Annotated in this window: 17 protein-coding genes and 1 pseudogene; 4 read left to right on the forward strand and 14 right to left on the reverse strand. The window is 70.8% G+C overall.

Going from position 1 to position 16,794, the window contains the following annotated elements:
- Position 1: 1 nt before the first annotated feature.
- Genes KUTG_RS58665 through KUTG_RS19765 form a run of 12 tightly spaced genes read right to left on the reverse strand, consistent with a single transcriptional unit; the run spans position 2 to position 8,171 of the window.
- Positions 2-307 carry an antibiotic biosynthesis monooxygenase family protein gene (locus tag KUTG_RS58665; RefSeq protein ID WP_157494645.1) on the reverse strand — a complete coding sequence of 102 codons (306 nt, stop codon included), beginning with the start codon at positions 305-307 and terminating at the stop codon, positions 2-4.
- Entirely contained in the window at positions 304-603 is a 300-nt protein-coding gene (locus tag KUTG_RS58670) for an antibiotic biosynthesis monooxygenase family protein (protein WP_052394997.1), read from the reverse strand. The genes KUTG_RS58665 and KUTG_RS58670 overlap by 4 nt, the downstream gene beginning before the upstream one ends.
- A gap of 2 nt (positions 604-605) precedes the next feature.
- Positions 606-1,334, reverse strand: coding sequence for an SDR family NAD(P)-dependent oxidoreductase (locus KUTG_RS19720; protein ID WP_232240864.1), 729 nt, complete (start codon positions 1,332-1,334; stop codon positions 606-608).
- 8 nt (positions 1,335-1,342) lie between these two features.
- Positions 1,343-2,068, reverse strand: coding sequence for an SDR family NAD(P)-dependent oxidoreductase (locus KUTG_RS19725; protein ID WP_043718720.1), 726 nt, complete (start codon positions 2,066-2,068; stop codon positions 1,343-1,345).
- Positions 2,065-2,541, reverse strand: a complete 477-nt coding sequence (locus tag KUTG_RS19730) for a hypothetical protein (RefSeq protein ID WP_043718721.1) — start codon at positions 2,539-2,541, stop codon at positions 2,065-2,067. Before KUTG_RS19730 ends, KUTG_RS19725 begins: the two co-directional genes overlap by 4 nt.
- Positions 2,538-3,458, reverse strand: a complete 921-nt coding sequence (locus KUTG_RS19735) for a DNA-3-methyladenine glycosylase family protein (protein ID WP_043718723.1) — start codon at positions 3,456-3,458, stop codon at positions 2,538-2,540. The genes KUTG_RS19730 and KUTG_RS19735 overlap by 4 nt, the downstream gene beginning before the upstream one ends.
- On the reverse strand, positions 3,455-4,414 hold the full coding sequence (locus tag KUTG_RS66290) for an SRPBCC family protein (RefSeq protein ID WP_063753542.1): 960 nt from the start codon (positions 4,412-4,414) through the stop codon (positions 3,455-3,457). The genes KUTG_RS19735 and KUTG_RS66290 overlap by 4 nt, the downstream gene beginning before the upstream one ends.
- A gap of 3 nt (positions 4,415-4,417) precedes the next feature.
- Positions 4,418-4,930 (reverse strand): hypothetical protein, encoded by a 513-nt coding sequence (locus KUTG_RS19745; RefSeq protein ID WP_043718724.1) that lies wholly within the window; start codon positions 4,928-4,930, stop codon positions 4,418-4,420.
- 1 nt (position 4,931) lies between these two features.
- A complete protein-coding gene (locus KUTG_RS19750; protein WP_043718726.1) occupies positions 4,932-5,216 on the reverse strand; it encodes an acyl carrier protein in 285 nt (94 codons plus the stop codon).
- A gap of 17 nt (positions 5,217-5,233) precedes the next feature.
- Positions 5,234-6,472, reverse strand: coding sequence for a beta-ketoacyl synthase N-terminal-like domain-containing protein (locus tag KUTG_RS19755; RefSeq protein ID WP_043718727.1), 1,239 nt, complete (start codon positions 6,470-6,472; stop codon positions 5,234-5,236).
- Positions 6,469-7,737: a beta-ketoacyl-[acyl-carrier-protein] synthase family protein gene (locus tag KUTG_RS19760; protein WP_043718729.1), complete on the reverse strand. Its 1,269-nt coding sequence runs from the start codon at positions 7,735-7,737 to the stop codon at positions 6,469-6,471. The genes KUTG_RS19755 and KUTG_RS19760 overlap by 4 nt, the downstream gene beginning before the upstream one ends.
- A complete protein-coding gene (locus tag KUTG_RS19765; protein ID WP_043718731.1) occupies positions 7,734-8,171 on the reverse strand; it encodes a cupin domain-containing protein in 438 nt (145 codons plus the stop codon). Before KUTG_RS19765 ends, KUTG_RS19760 begins: the two co-directional genes overlap by 4 nt.
- A 343-nt stretch (positions 8,172-8,514) precedes the next feature.
- On the opposite strand from KUTG_RS19765, the gene KUTG_RS19770 reads away from it, so the two are divergent.
- The 3 genes from KUTG_RS19770 (at position 8,515) to KUTG_RS19780 (ending at position 11,244) form a co-directional block, all read left to right on the forward strand.
- Positions 8,515-9,429 carry a UbiA family prenyltransferase gene (locus KUTG_RS19770; RefSeq protein WP_052394999.1) on the forward strand — a complete coding sequence of 305 codons (915 nt, stop codon included), beginning with the start codon at positions 8,515-8,517 and terminating at the stop codon, positions 9,427-9,429.
- A gap of 221 nt (positions 9,430-9,650) precedes the next feature.
- Positions 9,651-10,622: a sensor histidine kinase gene (locus KUTG_RS19775; RefSeq protein ID WP_043718732.1), complete on the forward strand. Its 972-nt coding sequence runs from the start codon at positions 9,651-9,653 to the stop codon at positions 10,620-10,622.
- A complete protein-coding gene (locus KUTG_RS19780; RefSeq protein ID WP_043729967.1) occupies positions 10,615-11,244 on the forward strand; it encodes a response regulator in 630 nt (209 codons plus the stop codon). The genes KUTG_RS19775 and KUTG_RS19780 overlap by 8 nt, the downstream gene beginning before the upstream one ends.
- On the opposite strand, the gene KUTG_RS19785 is transcribed toward KUTG_RS19780, so the two are convergent.
- Both KUTG_RS19785 and KUTG_RS61430 read right to left on the reverse strand, forming a co-directional pair.
- Complete coding sequence (locus KUTG_RS19785) at positions 11,232-14,027, reverse strand: AfsR/SARP family transcriptional regulator (RefSeq protein ID WP_232240865.1); 2,796 nt, start codon at positions 14,025-14,027, stop codon at positions 11,232-11,234. The genes KUTG_RS19780 and KUTG_RS19785 overlap by 13 nt on opposite strands.
- A 449-nt stretch (positions 14,028-14,476) precedes the next feature.
- On the reverse strand, positions 14,477-14,719 hold the full coding sequence (locus KUTG_RS61430; RefSeq protein WP_198047227.1) for a hypothetical protein: 243 nt from the start codon (positions 14,717-14,719) through the stop codon (positions 14,477-14,479).
- 641 nt (positions 14,720-15,360) lie between these two features.
- Here KUTG_RS61430 and KUTG_RS61435 point away from each other — a divergent pair.
- Positions 15,361-16,794: pseudogene (locus tag KUTG_RS61435) on the forward strand (hypothetical protein); the annotation flags it as partial.

Raw genomic sequence — 16,794 nt, forward strand, 5'->3', positions numbered from 1 at the left:
CTCAGATCTCCTTCAGCGAGTAGGCCACTTCGTGGATGTTGCGCTCGACCGCGCCGGCCCAGTACGGCCGCAGCGGGGTGGTGGTCTGCTTGTGGATCGGGGCGTCCTCCCAGGCCAGGAAGGCGGCCGTGTTCTCCCACTCGGACAGCAGGATGTAGCGGTCGTCGTCCGCGGTCGGCCGCAGCAGCTCGTCGCGGATGTGCCCGGGAGTGCCGGCGACCTTGGCGGTCACCTCGGCGTAGGCCGCCTCGAACTGCTCCTCGTCGCCCTGGCGAATGCGGGCGAGCACCATCACTCGTGCGGTCACTGCTGTGCTCCGATCTCGGCTAGTTCCATCCGGGCGCTGCGCCGCAGTGCGGCCAGCGGGGCGGTGACGCGGTCCTGTTCCTCGCTGGTTTCGAAGCGGTGGAAGGACTCCCGGTCCGTCCAGTCGCTGGTGATGACGAACTCGGTGACGCCGTCGGCCAGGTCGCGGGCGGTGATGGCCTGCCCGAGGCAGCCCTCGACGGTGGCCGCGTAGTCGGCCGCCGGCCGGCACCGGGTGATGAACTCGTCGGCGTCGGTGGTGCCGACCTGCATGGTCAGGGTCATCCGGACGGCCATGCTCAGATGCCTCCGTCCACATAGAGCAGTGCCCCGTTGACGAAGCCGGACAGGTCGCTGGCCAGGAACAGCACCGTGTCGGCGATGTCCTCGGGCTGGCCGAGCCGGCCCAGCGCGGCCAGGTTGGCGTAGCGGGTGCGCTGCTCGGGCGTGAGCCCGGCGACCTGGTCGGTCTGCACGATGCCCGGCGCCACGCTGTTGACCCGGATCCGGCGCGGGCCCAGCTCCTTGCACATGGACCGGGTCAGGCCGTGCACGCCGGCCTTGGCCGCGGTGTAGTGGGTCCGCTCGGGCATGCCGACCCAGGCCACCGCTGAGGTCACGTTGACGATGGACGCGTTGTCCCGCAGGCGGGGCAGCACCGAGCGGACGACGAGGAACATGCCGGTGAGGTTGGTGTCCACCACCCGGTGCCACTCGTCGAGCTCCATGCCCAGCAGCGAGGCGCTGCTGACGACGCCGGCGTTGTTCACCACGATGTCCAGCGCCCCGACGCGTTCCGCGAGCGCGGACACCTCGGACTCGTCGGACACGTCGGCGAACGCGACGGCGTGCTCGCTGGAGAGCGCCTTGAGGTCCTCGGCCAGCTGGTCGGCCGCCTCGCTGGGGCGACTGCCGACCGCGGTGACGGTGGCGCCGTGGCGGGCCAGCGTCAGCGCGGTGGCCCGTCCGATGCCGCGGGTGCCGCCGGTGACCAGCGCGGTCTTGCCGGTCAGATCGATTCCAGTCACGACATGTCTCACATTCCGCCGTCGACCATCAGGGTCTGGCCGTTGACGTAGGAGGAACGGTGGTCGGCGAGGAAGGCCACGACCTCGGCCAGCTCGGGCGACTGCCCGATGCGGCCGAGCGCGCACTGCCCCTCGTAGCGGGCCTTCAGCTCGGGATTGAGGCCCACGGCCGACATCTCGGTCTCGATGATGCCGGGCGCGATGGCGTTGACCCGGATGTCGCGCCGGCCGACCTCGCGGCTGAGCGCCTTGGTGAAGCCGATCAGCGCCGCCTTGCTTGCGGCGTAATGGGTCTTGCCGGGCGCGCCGGTGATGCCCAGGCCGGAGGTGATCGTGACGATGCTGGCCCCCGGGCCCATCAGCGGCAGCACCGCCCGTGTCACCAGGTACGGCCCGGTGACGTTGGTGGCGAACAGGGAATCCCAGTGCACCCGCTCGAGATTCTCCAGCAGCGCGAACGTGGTCACGCCGGCGTTGTTGACCAGCACGTCGATGCCGCCGAACTCCTCGGCGCAGCGGGCGACCGCCGCGTGCACCTGCTGCTCGTCGGAGATGTCGCACTGGAGCGCGATTCCCTTGGGGGACGCGGCCTCCAGCTCCTTGGCCAGCAGCTCCGCCGCCTCGCCCTCGGTGCGGTACAGGCCGCACACGCGAACGCCGTCGGCCAGCAGCCGCTGCACCACGGCCTTGCCGATGCCCCGGCTCGCGCCGGTGACCAGTGCCGTGCGAGTCATGCCGTCCTCCCGCTCGTGGTCAGTTCGTTGTCCCAGTCGGTCTCCTTGGACACGATCGGGATCAGCCGCCGACGGTCCAGCGACTCCTGCTCCTCCGGCTTGATCCAGTCGCCGAAGCCGCTGCCGGTCGGCGCGGTGCGCATGATGCGGATGAAGCCGCTGCGCACCCGGCCCGGCACGGTGCCCCACTTGACCAGGGCCAGGTGCTCCGGCGAACGGGCGAAGTCGTGCAACGCCTCGTAGCTCTCGAAGAACGCGATGGCCCCGGTGGTCAGCGGGAACTTGAACAGACCCTTGTGGAACACGAAGCCCGGGGTCCGCTTGAGGCGGCGCATCATCTTCCACACCAGCGGGCCGCCGGTCAGGAAACCCTTGAGCGTCAACCGGGTCTTGCTGATGAACAGCACCTGCGCCCGAGCCTCGTCCGGCATGAGCTCGAAGTCCTGGGTCAGGCTGACGGGAAGCCGGCTCATGACAGCGCCTCGTCCTTCAGCGCACCCAGACCCGTGTGCAGGTAGTAGGCCCAGTAGCCCAGGTGCTTGCCGTAACGGTCGCGCAGCAGCTGGTTGTCGTAACCCTCGCCGTAGATCTTGGCGGTGGCCTCGGCGAAGTTGGGCATGTCCAGCGGCACGAAGTCCATCCGGCCCAGGCCGCGCAGCAGGATCGCGGCGGCGGAGAACTCGCCGACGCCCTTGATCCGCCGCAGCGCCTTGGTCGCCTCCTCGTACGGGGCGGTGGCCAGGTAGTCCTCGCCGATGTCCAGCAGGCCGTGCACCAGCGAGGCCAGGTACTCCGCCTTGCGCCCGTTCTTGACGATGCCGACCCAGTCCGCGGCGCTCAGGTGCTGAAGATCGGCCAGCTCCGGAAAGGCCTGGTAGTCAAGGCCTTCGAAGCTGATCTTGCGGCCGAAGTTCTGGGTGATCCGCCGCTTCAGCGCCGTGGAGACGTTCTTGGGCGTGCGCTGCGAGAGTATCGCCCACACCCCGATCTCCGCCACCGTGAGGAAGCGAACCTGGTGCAGGCCCCAGAGATTGCGCACCAGCCGGGCGTAGTCCGGGTGATCCTGGAGGGCCAGCGCGTAGAACTCGGCCAGGTTGTCCGACAGGCTCAGGTAGCCGTCGATCTTGTGGCAGACGATTTCCCTGGTCTGCTCGGAGATCGGCTCGTCGGAGTGCAGCACGTAGTCCACGCCGCCCCGACGGGAGGCGACCTTGAACGCGATGGCCTGGCCGTCCACGGCGATCGCCTTGGTCAGGCTGTCCACGGTCATCACCTGGTCGCCACGGCAGGCGCCGAAGCCACGCAGGAAGCGGATGGACGTCCGCAGGTCGAACGGCTGGGCGGCGGGCAGCACGCCCACGACCCGGGTCTGCCCCAGAACCGCGGTCACGACACGACCTCCTTGACGGCAAGGGAATCCAGGGCCGCGCGGATGCCCGGCAGGGCGTCGTCGGACCGGATCACGGTGAGCACGCACAGATACGGATCGGCGACGATGGTCAGCAGCGACTTGTCCCGCGTGCCGAACCCGTAGGCGGCGCCGAGGATTCCCTGCCAGTCCAGGGCGAGCCCGATGGCCTCGTCCTCGCCGGTCGCCACCAGCCCGGCCTCGACGCGCAGCCGCGTCGCCCGCTCGACCTGCTTGGCCCGGCCGCCGGCGATGTCGCGCTCGGCGACCTTGCGCAGGCTGCGCGGCACGCCTTGCAGGTGCGCCACCTGGATGATGGGCACCTCCGCCGTGGCCGGGTCGGTGCGCAGCGCGTCCACCAGGTCGTGGCCGGCCTTCTGGGTGATCCGGTTGCCCAGCACGACCACCAGCGGCCGTCCGGCCTTTGTGGACAGATCGACCTCGGTGTCGCCGACGCCCGGCAGCACGTAGCCACGCAGGCTCTTGGCCGCCGCCGCGCCCTCCACGGTGTTCTTGATCAGTTCCAGCTGGATCGCGCTGTTGCTGTTGATCCGGTCGCGCATGCCGGCGTCGTCCACCGGGGCGCCGGGCTTCATCTGGAAGTCCTGCACCCAGCGCATCACCGTGCCGCCGTCGGCCGCAGGCTCGTAGGTCCAGCGGATGTTCATGTACTCGAAGGGACCCGTCTCGACGCGGCGGGCCACGACCGTGCGGGCCGCGCGGTCCAGCTCGCGCTCGGACACCCAGCTCCACACCCGGCCCTGCTCGTCGGGGTGCATGGTGAGCCGGAACTTGACGTAGTCGGCCTTCTGCTCGATCACCTCGGCCTCGGCGTACTCGCTGAACAGCCGTGGCCAGCCGGGGACGTCGTTGGTGATGTCCCAGACCAGATCGAACGGGGCGTTGAGGTGCACGGAGTTCTCGGTACGGGCAGCCATCTCCTACACGGTCCCTTCGACGGAAGTGGTGGCCAGCGCGGCCCTGACGGCCGCGAACGCGCCGGGTTCGGTGACCCGGGCCAGCTGCCGCTGCTCGTGGTCGAGCACCAGCACCACCGGCGTGCGGTCGGCGGCGCTGAAGCCGAAGCCGCCGGTGACCTCGCCGGTCCAGTCCAGCGCGATGTTCAGCAGCGTCGACTCGTCCACGGCCGGCGCGCCCAGCGCGGCCCGGCGGGCGGCCAGGTCGGACAGCTGCGCGCGGTAGCCGGCGGTGATGTGCCGGGTGGCCATGGCCTGCAACGGCTTGGGCACGTCGCGCAGGCAGGCCACCTGCACGACGGGCACCGACATGGTCTGCGGGTGCGACCGCAGCGACTCGATGATCTCGTGGCCGGTCTTCTGGGTGTGCCTGTTGCCCAGCACCACGACCAGCGGGGCCCCGCGGTGGGCGTCGAAGTCCACCGCGGTCCCGTTGACGCCGGGAATGACGTGGCCGGCCAGGGGGTTCGCGCTCACGTCAGCTGTCCACTCGCAGCACGGTGGTCAGGAAGTGCAGCGTGGCCGTGGGCGTCTTGAGCTCCTCGGCGTCGGCGTCGGTGATGGTGACGCCGAAGCGGTTGCCCAGCGCGACCATCAGGTCCAGGTGCCCGAGCGAGTCCAGCTCCCACTTGTCGTACAGCGCGTCCAGGTTCTCGTTGAGCTCGCGGGCGGTGGTGGGGAAGCCGCCCTGCGTCATCAGCTCGGCCAGCGTGGCGACCAGCTGCTCGGTGCTCAGACCCGACTTGCTCGGCGCGATGGTCATGGTGATTCTCCTTGTCTCTACGGGGTTTTCTCGGCCTTGCGCAGCACCACCGCGGCGTTGAAGCCGCCGTAGCCCCTGGCCAGCACCAGGACGTGCCGCAGGTCGGCGGTGCGCAGCTCGTGGACCAGGTCCAGGTCCACCGCCCACGGCGCCTTCTCGATCACCGGCGACGGCGGCAGCTCGCCGTGGAACAACGCCAGCGCGGCGGTGGCCACGTCCAGCGCCGCCGAGCCGGCGTACATGCGGCCGACCAGCGTCTTGGGCAGGCACACCGGCACCGGCCGCGCGCCGAAAACCGTGCGCAGGGCGGCGATCTCGGCCTGGTCCAGGTCCGGAGTGGCGGCGCCGTCGGCGAAAACGGCGTCCACGTCCTGCGGCTGCACGCCGGCGTCGTCCAGCGCCAGCCGCGCCGCCCTCGCCAGGCCGACGCCGCTGGCCCGCTCGGTCGTGTGCCGCCCGTCGTGCGTGGCCGCATAGCCGGCGACCTCCGCGTAGATCCGTTCCGCGCCACGGTCTTCCGCGCGGGACTGCTCCTCGACGAGCAACATCGCGCCGCCCTCGCCGACCACGTGTCCGGCCGCCGTCGTGGAGAACGGCAGGTATGCGGCCATCGGGTCGTCGATCAGCGACAGGCGTCCGCCGCGCAGCTGGCAGGCCAGGGCGTACGGGCTGATCGGCGCCTCGGTCGCGCCGGTGACGACGGCCTTGGCCTCGCCCCGCCGCAACACCCGCCGGCTCAGGCCGATGGCGTCGAGGCCGCCGGCCGACTCGGTGGCCAACACGCCGCACGGCCCCTTGGCGCCGTGCTTGATCGCCACCTGGCCGGTCGTCGCCGCGTAGAACCAGGCGATGGACTGGTAGGCGCCGACCGCGTGCGGGCCGTCGGTCCACAGCTTGTGGATCTCGCGTTGGCCGAACTCGTTGCCGCCGGAGCTGCTGGCCGTGATCACGGCCGTGTCGTATGGGTTCTCCCCCGGCGACTGGTGTCCGGAGTCCTCCAGCGCCTGCCCGGCCGCGACCAGACCGAGCTGGGTCCAGCGGTCGGTCTGGGCGGCGATCCGGGGCAGCACGTGCTCGGCGATGTCGATGTCGTGCACCTCGCCGCCGACCCGGCACGGGTAGTCGGTCAGGTCGAACCGGCTGATCCAGCCCAGCCCCGACACGCCCTTGCGCACGGCGTCCCAGTACGTGGCCGTGGTGGCGCCGATCGGGGTGACCGCGCCGATGCCGGAGATCACCATCTTCAGTGCGGTCATCGGTCCACCAGCTCCCTGCTCATCACCAGCGCGGACTGGAAGCCGCCGAAGCCGCTGCCCACCGTGAGCACGTGCTCCAGCCGCGCCGGGCGGGCCTGCAGCGGCACGTAGTCCAGGTCGCACAAGGGATCCGGCTCGTGCAGGTTGGCCGTCGGCGGCACCGCGTCGTTGGCGAAGGCCAGCACGCAGGCCGCCGTCTCGATGGAGCCGATGGCCCCGAGCGAGTGGCCGACCATGGACTTGATGGAGCTGACCGGGGTCCGGTACGCGGACTCGCCGAGGCTGCGCTTGAACGCCGCCGTCTCGTGCCGGTCGTTCTGCTTGGTGCCGGAGCCGTGCGCGTTGATGTAGCCGATGTCCTCGGCGTTGAGCCGGGCCTGGCGCATCGCGCGGTCGATCGCCTCGGACATCTCGATGCCCTCGGCGGTCAGCCCGGTCATGTGGTGCGCGTTGCCGGTGCTGGCGAAACCCGTTATCTCGCAGTAGATGTGCGCCCCGCGGCGGCGGGCCGACTCGTACTCCTCCAGCACGAGCGTGGCCGCGCCCTCGCCGAGCACGAAGCCGTCCCGGCGTCGGTCGAACGGCCGCGACGCGGTGGCCGGCTCGGCGTTGTTGGGTGAGGTCGCCTTGATGGCGTCGAAGCAGGCCACCGAGATCGGCGAGATCGGCGACTCGGCCGCGCCGGCGATCATCACATCGGCGGCGCCGTCGGCGATCAGCGCCGCGGCGTGGCCGAGGGCGTCCAGGCCCGACGTGCAGCCGGTGGACACCACGGCGGCCGGGCCGCCCGCGCCGAACGAGGCCGCGATCTCGGCGGCCAGGCTGCTCGGGACCAGCGCGTCGTACATGAACGGGTGCAGGAAGCGCAGGTCGGCCGACCACTGCGTGGCGTTGTCGGAGGCCGGCAGGTACTCGTCCTCCAGGAGAACGGTGCCGCCGACGGCGGTGCCCATGGACGTGCCGACCCGGTCGAGGTCGATGGCGTCCCAGTCCAGTCCGCAGTTCTCCACCGCCTCGCGGGCGGCGACCAGCGCGTACTGCACGTACAGGTCCATCCGCCGCAGCTCGCGGGCGGTCAGGCCCATCTGGAGCGGGTCGAAGTCGCACTCGGCGGCGATCTGCGAGCGGAAGGTGGACGCCTCGAAGCGGGTGATGCGCCGGGTGGCGGTGCGGCCGTCGACCAGCAGCGACCAGAATTCCTTGGCGCCGATGCCACCGGGCGCGACGACGCCAACGCCCGTGACGGCGACCCGTCTGCCGGTCATGACTGCCCCGCGTTCGGGACCACGGCGTTCGGAACCACGGGGCCGTGCTCCTCCAGGTCAACGTGGCCCAGCTCCGGCCGCGGCGCCAGCGGGCCGAGGTGGAAAACGAGGAACGCCTCCTCGTCGCCGGTGTTCACCAGCCGGTGCGGGGTGTGCAGCGGCACCAGCAGGCCCTGCCCGGCGGTCAGCTCCACCGACTCGTCGCCGAGGTCGGCCCGCAGCCGGCCCCGGACCAGGAACACGAATTCCTCCGAATACGGGTGCTTGTGGGAGGCGATGTAGTCGCCGGGCGCGACGGTCGCCACCCCCATGAACCCCGACGTCGAGCCGACGGTGCGAGGCGACAAAAGCGTGCGGATCTCGCCGCCTCGCCGCGTGTCGGCGGGGACGTCGAGCATGGAAATCGGCTTGAGACCCGATGCGAGCACGAGCATCTCCCTACGGTTGCGCAGAATTCTTTCTCGACGGGTTTTCCCGACAGAAGTCTGCGCAGAGCCGGCGCGGAAACAAAGGGGTTTCCGATGGCATCAAGATGCCAGGACGTCCCCTATTAGGTGATCGACACTTCTTTTGCAATTAATCGGAGGATCAACAGGGTATGAGTCGAAGGTTGTAGCAGTGCTACGTCCGAGGGCGCTGTTTGGTCACGCCGGCCGCGGATAGATCTATGGCGGCGACAACAACCGCCAGGCACCACGTTACCGACCGCAGCAAATCAGGCACACATTGCATTCTTGGTGAACCTTCGCACACACACGGTGATCGAGGAGACGCACAGTGTTCGTTGACCTGACCGCCCCCAGCCGGCTCCGGCTGCCGCTCACGCCCATGGCCCGCACGTTCCGGGACTGCCTGTTGGAGGCCCGGCCCGTCGTGCAGTTCGTCTTTTTTGTTCGACTGCTGGCCGGCGCGGCGCTGGCGACGCCGTGGCTGCACGGCGTCCGACCGGAAACGCTGCTGCTCGGGGCGCTGTCGTGGGGCTGCGCCGTGATGTACGTGTATTTGTTCAACGGCGCCTCGGACATCGTCGAGGACCGGGCCTCGCACAAGGACCGTCCGATCGCCCGCGGCGAGCTGTCCCGGGTCACGGCGCTGAGATGGTGCCAAGGGTTCGCCATCGCCGCGATCGTGACCGGTGTGCTCATCGGACCGCTGTTCGCGCTGCTAGTGCTGGCCATGCTGGCCCTCGGGCACGCCTACTCCGCCCCCGGCATCGCACTCAAGCGGCACTGCCTGGGGGCGGCGATCGTCGCGGCGCTGGGCGGGGCGCTCACGTTCCTGGCCGGCCACCTGCTCGGCGGCGGCGGTCTCGCCAGCCCCGACCTGCTGCTTCTCGCCGCCGCGATGTCGGCGTGGATGGGCGGCGTCGGCTCCGTGGCCAAGGACTTCTCCGACACCGAGGGCGACGCGGCGGCCGGACGGCGGACGCTGGTGCTGGTGTGCGGCGAGCGGATCGCCCGCATTGTCGTGGCCGGATGCGCACTCTCCGTGTCTACATCGTTTACCGCCGCAGCGTGGCTGTGGATCCCCACACTGCGTTTCCCGGCCCTGGTAATGCTGGTCGGTTCCCTTTGTGTCGCCTTCCTCGCACTGAAGGGTCGCCAAGGGATGCAAGGGTCCAACGCGCGTCACCCGTATCGGGCATTCATGGTCACGCAATACGCCGCGACTCTGTCCGTTATGTCGGTCTAGTTAACATGACTGTCACAGACTCGTTATCAGTGCACCTCACCTATACAACCCGCCCTGTTACAGTTGGCCGGTGACGCTGTTCGCAACGGGGAGGGGGCGGCGTTCACCGGGCAGTGTGGGGGGAGTCCGCAGTGGAAACGTCGTCGGCCAGCGAGGTGGCGGACATTCTCGACCGAGAGTGCGATGCCGTCATTGTTCGTTACGAAGCTGAACTAAGCATCATGGGAAGCCGCCTCCTGCAGGACCCGAGAACCCAGGAGGAATGCTTCCGGCAGGCCCGGGGGATCATTTCCGACATCGCACGGTCGCTGCGCGGGGAGCCGGCGCTCGGGCTGGGCCTGTCCAAGGACATCGGCGTTTCGCGGGCGTCCAACAACATCCATCCCAGCGAGTCGCTGCGCGCCGCGATGGCCTTGTTCGAGGCCATCACCACCACCGTGGCCGACATCGTCGAATCGCCGCGCGACGTGCTGGCCCTGGCCCTGGCCACCAACAAGCTGGTCTCCCAACGCATTCGGATGGCCTCCAGCTCGTACATGGGCTTTCTGCTGGAGAGCATCGAGCAGACGCACCTGCGGGAACGCAAGCGGATCAGCCGCGAGGTGCACGACCGCATCGGCGGCAATGTGGCGGCGGCGCACCGGCAGATCGAACTGGCCACGGCGCTGCGGCCGACCCAGCCGGACCGGGCCGACGAGTGGACCAGCGGCGCCGAGCTGACCTTGCGGCACACCCTGGGCGACGTCCGCCGTCTGGTGTCGGACCTGCGCACCTGGGAGCCCGAGGGCGGGTTGGAGAGCTCGCTGCGCAGCTATCTGGACAGCGCGAAGCCGGCCGGCATGGAGTACGCGCTGCGGGTGAACGGGGACGAGTTCAACCTGTCCTCGGAGATCAGGGGCGAGGCGTTCCTGATCATCCGGGAGGCCGGCCGCAACGCGGTGCGGCACTCGAAGGCCGGCAAGCTGCTGATCCAGGTCAACATCACGCCCAACGAGCTGTACGCGTTCATCGAGGACGACGGCGTCGGCGTCGACATGGCGTGCAAGCAGGGCATGCGCAACGCCGGCCTGTGCTCGATGCGGGAGCGGGCCGCACTGCTGGAAGGGGAGATCGTCATCACGAGCCAGCTGGGGCGGGGCACCCGGGTCGAGTTGCTCATCCCGCTCAGACATGCGGCGGACGGCGATGCCTGAGGCGCCGACCAGGGTCGTGCTCGTCGACGACCACGCGCTGTTTCGCGACGGTGTGAAGCAGATCCTCCAGTTCGAGGAGGATTTCCGCATCGTCGGCGAGGCGGCCGACGGCGCCGCCGGCGTCGAGGTCGTGCAGCAGACGCGGCCCGATGTCGTGCTGCTGGACGTCGAGATGCCCGGCGCCCACGTGACCGAGACGGCGGCCCGGATCCGCCAGGTCAGCCCGGAAACGAAGATCATCATCCTCAGCATGCACGACGAGCCGGCCCTGGTGAACCGCCTCGTCGGCCTCGGCGTCTGCGGCTACCTGCTCAAGAGCGTGACCCGGCTGGAGCTGCTCTCCGCCGTGCGCAGCGCCGCCCGCCACCCCGACCAGGTGATCCTGTCGGTGTCCCGGGAGTCCTTGATGAGCAAGGACAATCCCGTGCCCGACACGCTGTCCACCCGGGAGCGCGAGGTGATGGAGCTGACCGCCAAGGCCATGAGCAACTCCCAGATCGCGGCCCGTCTCAACATCTCCGAGGCCACCGTCAAACGCCACCTGTACAACGTCTTCGGCAAGCTCGGGGCGGTCTCCCGCATCGACGCCGTGAACAAGTACTACAACCGTCAGCCCGGCTGAGCGAGCAGGCTTTCCATCCGCTTGACGTCTTTTCCGCGGTGCTGCGCGGTGTACAGGGCCAGCGCCCGGCCCCACGCGGCGCGGGCCTCGGCCGAGTCGCCGAGATCGAGATGGGTCTGGCCGATGCGCTCCAGGGTGTTGGCTTCCTCGTACGCGTCGTCCAGTTCCTGACAGCGCCGCAGCGCCAGCTCGTAGTAGTTCAGCGCCTGCCCGTCCCGGTTGGTGCGGTGCGCGATGAAACCGAGGCTGGTCAGCGCCGCGGCCTCGCCCTCGGGATTCTGGTGGCGGCGGGTGAGCACGAGCGCGGCGGCGCACGACGTCCGGGCCTGCTCGTAGTGGCCGAGGCAGGCCAGCGACCACCCGACCTGGTTGAGCGAATCGGCCTCCCACGCCGGCAACGCGAGCTCCCGGAACAGATGCAGGGCGCGGGCGGCGTGCTCCAGCGCCTGGCGGTGTTCCTCCCGATGCGCCCAGGTCACGCCGAGGGCGTGGTGGACGTGGGCCTGCGTGCGCCGGTCGCCGCCGCGTTCGGCCATCACCTCGGCCAGCCGCAGGTGCTCGATCGCCTCCGTGTGCTCACCGGCCCGCGCGTGCGCCCGGCCCAGGAACAGCAGCGCCCACGTGTGCTTGCCGGGGTCGTTGAGGTGGCCGGCCGAGGCCAGCGCCGCCCGCCAGGCGCTCAGGTCCTCGTGCAGCAGCCCGCGCCGGGAGTAGAAAACCGCCAGGGCCCAGGCCATCCGCCACACGACTTCGTGCCAGCCGTGCTCGCCGGCGAACCGCAGCGTCGCCGACAGGCAGGCGTTCTCGGCGTCGAACCACGCCATCACCGCCGTCTCGTCAGGCAGCGGCTGCATCAGGCCGCCGCGGCCGGGATCGATCGGCGGACGGTGCGGCGCGAGCAGGCGGTCGCCGGCGATCGCGGTGTCGGTGTAGCACTCGACCAGGCTCTGCAGCGCCTGCTCCTGTTCGATCTGGTCCGTGTGCCCGCGGCCCTGCTCGACGGCGTGCAGGCGGACGAGATCGTGCATGCGGAAGCGGCCGGTGGTCGAGCCGTGCAGCAGCGAAACCCGTTGCAGGCTGCGCAGGGTCTCGCCGGCCTGGTCCGGCGGCAACCCGAGCAGGCAGCTCGCGGCGGACAGGCCGATGTCCGGCCCGGGCGCGAGCCCCAGCAGCCGAAACGCGCGCGCGTGCCGCGGCGACAGGGCGGCCGAGGACCACGACAGCACGACCCGGACGCCGGTGGTGGAGTCCTCCTCCAGCACGCCGAGCCGGGTCGTCGCGTCCCGCAGCTCGGCGGCCATGGCCGACAGCGGCGACTCGGGCAGCGTCTGGGCCCGCCCGGCGACGATGCTCAGCGCCAGCGGCAATCCGGCGCAGCGGGCCAGGAACTCCGTCACGGCGCCGGGTTCCGCGGCCAGCCGGGCCGAACCCAGCCGGCCGGCCAGCAACGCCCGCGCCTCGTCGTCGGACAGCATGTCCAGGCGTACGGGATGCGCGCCGTGGGCCGTCACGAGGCCGGCGAGCCGGTCGCGGCTGGTCACCAACACCGTGCACGAGCTGCTGCCCGGCAGCAGCGGGGCGACCTGGGAGGCTTCGACGGCGTTGTCCACCACCAGCAGCATCCGGCGGTCGGCGACCAGGCTCCGGTACAGCCCGACCTGCGCGTCCCATTCGGTGGGGATCTCCGCCGGGGCGACCCCGAGCGCGGCCAGGAAGCCCCGCACGGCGGCCTGCGGGCTGATCGGCTGCCCCGACGGATCGAAGCCGCGCAGGTTGACGAACAGCTGCCCGTCGGGGAACCGGGCGAGGTTCTCGTGGGCCCAGCGCAGGGCCAGCCACGTCTTGCCGATGCCGCCCGTGCCGCTGATCGTCAGGACCGTCATCGCATCGGTGCCTGCGTCCAAGGCGGCGCTGAGCACGTCCAGTTCCCGTCGCCGGCCGGTGAACGGCGACGGCGGGGCCGGGAGCTGCCGCGGCACCGACGCCCGCGGCTGCGGCTCGGGCCGTGACGGCGCGTTGGTCAGGATCCGCTGGTGGAGCTCCCGCACCGACGGACTCGGGTCGACGCCCAGCTCCTCGGCCAGCAGCTCGCTGAGCTCGCGGTAGGCCGACAGCGCCTCGGCCCGCTTGCCGGCCTGGTCCAGCGCCCGCATCCGCAACGCCCAGAACCGCTCCTGGAACGGGAACCGCCGGACCAGCTCGGCCAGCTCCGGGATCACGGTGTGGTGGCGGCCGCGGCCGAGGTCCACGTCCAGGCGCAGCTCGACCGCGGCCAGCCACTGCTCGGTCAGCACGGGAGCCACGTCGCGGCGCAACGACTCCGACGGCACGCCCAGCAGCGGCTCGCCCCGCCACAGCGCGAAGGCCTCGGCCAGCGCCTCGCCGGCCCGGTCCAGCCGGCCGTCGGCCGCGTCCTTCTCGGCCTGCCGGGTCAGGTGCTGGAAGCGGTGCAGGTCGACGCAGTCGGGGGCGATGTCGAGGAGGTAGCCCTCGGGGCGGGTGAGGATGAGCTCCGGGGCCAGCAGCCGCCGCAGGCGCATGACGTAGTTGCGCACGGTGTTCTGGGCGCCGGCCGGCGGATCGGTGTCCCACAGGTCGGCCACCAGCCGCTCCACCGGAACCACTCGGTTCGGGTTCGTCAGCAGCGACACCAGGAGCACCCGCAGCTTGGCCGCCGGGATCTCCAACGACTCGCCGTCCCGACGGACCCGCAGTGCCCCCAGGACGCCGAAGTCCCAGCCCGCCGTCACGCACACCCCCAGGTAGTCACGCTCAGCGTTCACCGTGCCACAGCTTCCGGTCACGCGTCGAGCCGGCGGCCCTCACAGCGTTCTTGAAGGCGCTTGCCGCCCCTTTGCAACGGCCGTTCCTAACGTCGTCCCCGTCCCCGGAACCACGGGGTGGACATGCCAGAGCCAGGGGGATCCGACTTTGTCTGCCGCAACCGGAACCAGACTTTCAGGCCGTTCTGTGGCCGCCGCGATCGCCGTGGCCGCCGGGCTCACGGTGGTCGCCGTCCCCGCGCCGGCGGCCCCGTCCGCGCCGCACACCATGGCGGCCGCCGCCTCGACGGTCAACGGGCAGATCACCCGCAGCGAGGTCTCACCCGCTCGCAGTCCTGGATCGACGCGCAGGTGCCGTACAGCCAGACCTCGGCGTACTCCAGCCAGTACGGCAGCTACCGCTCGGACTGCTCGGGCTTCGTGTCGATGGCCTGGCACCTGGACAAGGCCTACACGACGTACTCGCTGCCGCCCATGATGACGACCATCGCCCGGTCCGACCTCAAGCCCGGCGACGCCCTGTACCGCCAGGACAGCGACACCCAGCACATCGCCCTGTTCGTCCGCTGGTTCGACGGCGCGCACACCCAGCCGGTGGTGCGGGAGGAGGCGAACTTCGGCGAGGTCGCGAAGGAGGACAGCTGGCCCGCGTCCTGGGCCAACACGTTCACCCCCAAGCGGTACGTCAACATCGTCGACGACCTGCCGTCCGGCTCCTCGTCGGTGACCGCGGTCGGCGCATCCGGACAGCGGGCGCTGTTCGCCCGTGGCGCCGGCGGCGACGTGGTGACCAGCTGGCAGCAGCCCGACACCACCTACGGGCCTTGGGTGAGCCTCGGCGGCAACATCGGCAGCGACGTGACCGTGGTCGGCGATTCCGGTTCGCGAGTGCTGTTCGCCCGCGGCAGCAACGGCAGCGTCTTCACGACCTGGCAGCAGCCCGACACCACCTACGGATCGTGGGTCAGCCTCGGTGCGCTGGTCACCGGGAACGTCACCGCCGTCGGCGACCCCGGCGACCGGGCATTGTTCGCCGAAGCGACGGGCAACGACGTCATCTCCAGCTGGCAGCAGCCGGACACCAACTACCACTCGTGGGTCAGCCTCGGCGGCCATCTGGGGCTGACCGACCACACCAAGCGGGTCCCGGACTTCCCCAGGTCCGGGGCCCGCCTTCCCGTGCGTGATGACCAAGTGATGCGCGCGTCATCGGCACATGTCATCCTCCAGCCGCGGTATGTGTCGCGACTGGGGGTGCGCGTTGGGTCGGCTGTTTCTCGTCAACGGACCGGAACATGCGGCAGCCCAGCAGTTCACCGCCACGGCGGCGCAAATGGCTGTGGCCAGTGTGCACCTCGTCAGCGAATCCGCCACCGGCGCCCTGCACGCCCAGGTCCGCGCCGACCTCCACGACCCCGCCACCACGGTGGCCGACGCCCGGCTCGACCTGGCGGTGCTCGGCGAATCGCGCGAAGGCTGGGTGAGCTTCCACCTCGACGCCGCCACGATCGCGGGCCGCACGTACTTCCTCGTCGTGCAGGCGGTCGACGCCGCCGCCGACGTGGCCTGGAGCGGCATCGACGCCGATCGGCCCGACCTCCCGCCGTCGTGGCAGCACCGGGACGGGTGGCACCCGTGCGAAGCCGGGGCCCGCCTCACGTTCGGGATGGATCCGCTCGGCCCGTCCGGCCTGCTCACGGCCGGTCTGCTGACCAATGGGACGACCAGCAGCACGACCACGGTCGCGGTGAGTCCGGCGGAAGCCGATGGCACCGCTTATGTCCCGGACAGCAACGTCCTGCGGCTGCCGAGCGGCGACTGGCGCTATCTGCCCTCGCACGCGACCGAGCCGGTCACCGTGTCCGCCGCTGACCTCGGCGCGGTCAGGTCGGTGGCGGCATCGCGGGCGTGGTTGGTCCGCGGCCGCGTTCCCGGGCGCACCACCGAGCAACGAGCAGCCGCAGCGCGGGCCCTGCTGTCCATCCGCGCGCTCCTCCAGCCCAGCGGCGCCGTCGCCGCGGCCTGGGTCGACGCCTGGAAGTACTCGTGGCCAAGGGATTCCAGCGCCGTCGTCACCGCGCTCGCCGCGACCGGCCACACCGACGACGCGTACCGGATCCTGGCCTACAACGCCCGAACCCAGCGCTCCGACGGCACGTGGGATGCGCGCACCAAGCTCGACGGTTCGGGGCCGCCGGACGACCGCGAATGGCAACTGGACGCCAACGGCTGGGTTCCGTGGTCGGTGTGGCAGTGGTACCAGGCGGCGGGCGATGACCGGCAGCTGGCCGCGCTGTATCCCATGGTACGTAAGGCAACCCGCTACGTCGTGAACGCGCTCGACGACGAAGGCCTGCCCCCTCCCGGCCCGGACTACTGGGAGATGCCCAGCACCGCCACCACCATCGGCACCGCTGCTCCGCTGCTGTCCGGCCTGCGGGCCTCGGCCGACCTGGCCCGCCGCAGCGGCCACACCGCCGATGCCGACGCGTGGCAGGCCGCGGGCGACCGCCTCGCCGACGGCATCCGGCGGCACTTCGCTCCCCTGGGCTACCCGCGAACCGCCGACGGCCGGCACGGCCGGGACTCGGCCATCGCCTTCCTGGCCCCGCCGTTCAACCAGCCCCCGCCGGACCTGGCGGCCGCCCTCGACTCGACGCACGCCGCGCTGGCCCGGCCCGGCGGCGGCATCAGCCCCGGCGACGACGCGGCCCAGCACTGGCCGAACGCCTGGACGCCGTCGACCGCGACCCTGGCGCTGGCCTTC

The sequence above is a fragment of the Kutzneria sp. 744 genome (assembly GCF_000568255.1).
Taxonomy (GTDB): domain Bacteria; phylum Actinomycetota; class Actinomycetes; order Mycobacteriales; family Pseudonocardiaceae; genus Kutzneria.

What these genes read in the sequence shown, in the direction of transcription:
- KUTG_RS58670 (WP_052394997.1), bottom strand. Translation starts at nt 603, where the DNA reads ATGGCCGTCCGGATGACCCTGACCATGCAGGTCGGCACCACCGACGCC.
- KUTG_RS19725 (WP_043718720.1), bottom strand. Translation starts at nt 2,068, where the DNA reads ATGACTCGCACGGCACTGGTCACCGGCGCGAGCCGGGGCATCGGCAAG.
- KUTG_RS19730 (WP_043718721.1), bottom strand. Translation starts at nt 2,541, where the DNA reads ATGAGCCGGCTTCCCGTCAGCCTGACCCAGGACTTCGAGCTCATGCCG.
- KUTG_RS66290 (WP_063753542.1), bottom strand. Translation starts at nt 4,414, where the DNA reads ATGGCTGCCCGTACCGAGAACTCCGTGCACCTCAACGCCCCGTTCGAT.
- KUTG_RS19750 (WP_043718726.1), bottom strand. Translation starts at nt 5,216, where the DNA reads ATGACCATCGCGCCGAGCAAGTCGGGTCTGAGCACCGAGCAGCTGGTC.
- KUTG_RS19755 (WP_043718727.1), bottom strand. Translation starts at nt 6,472, where the DNA reads ATGACCGCACTGAAGATGGTGATCTCCGGCATCGGCGCGGTCACCCCG.
- KUTG_RS19760 (WP_043718729.1), bottom strand. Translation starts at nt 7,737, where the DNA reads ATGACCGGCAGACGGGTCGCCGTCACGGGCGTTGGCGTCGTCGCGCCC.
- KUTG_RS19765 (WP_043718731.1), bottom strand. Translation starts at nt 8,171, where the DNA reads ATGCTCGTGCTCGCATCGGGTCTCAAGCCGATTTCCATGCTCGACGTC.
- KUTG_RS19775 (WP_043718732.1), top strand. Translation starts at nt 9,651, where the DNA reads ATGGGAAGCCGCCTCCTGCAGGACCCGAGAACCCAGGAGGAATGCTTC.
- KUTG_RS19780 (WP_043729967.1), top strand. Translation starts at nt 10,615, where the DNA reads ATGCCTGAGGCGCCGACCAGGGTCGTGCTCGTCGACGACCACGCGCTG.
- KUTG_RS61430 (WP_198047227.1), bottom strand. Translation starts at nt 14,719, where the DNA reads ATGTTGACGTACCGCTTGGGGGTGAACGTGTTGGCCCAGGACGCGGGC.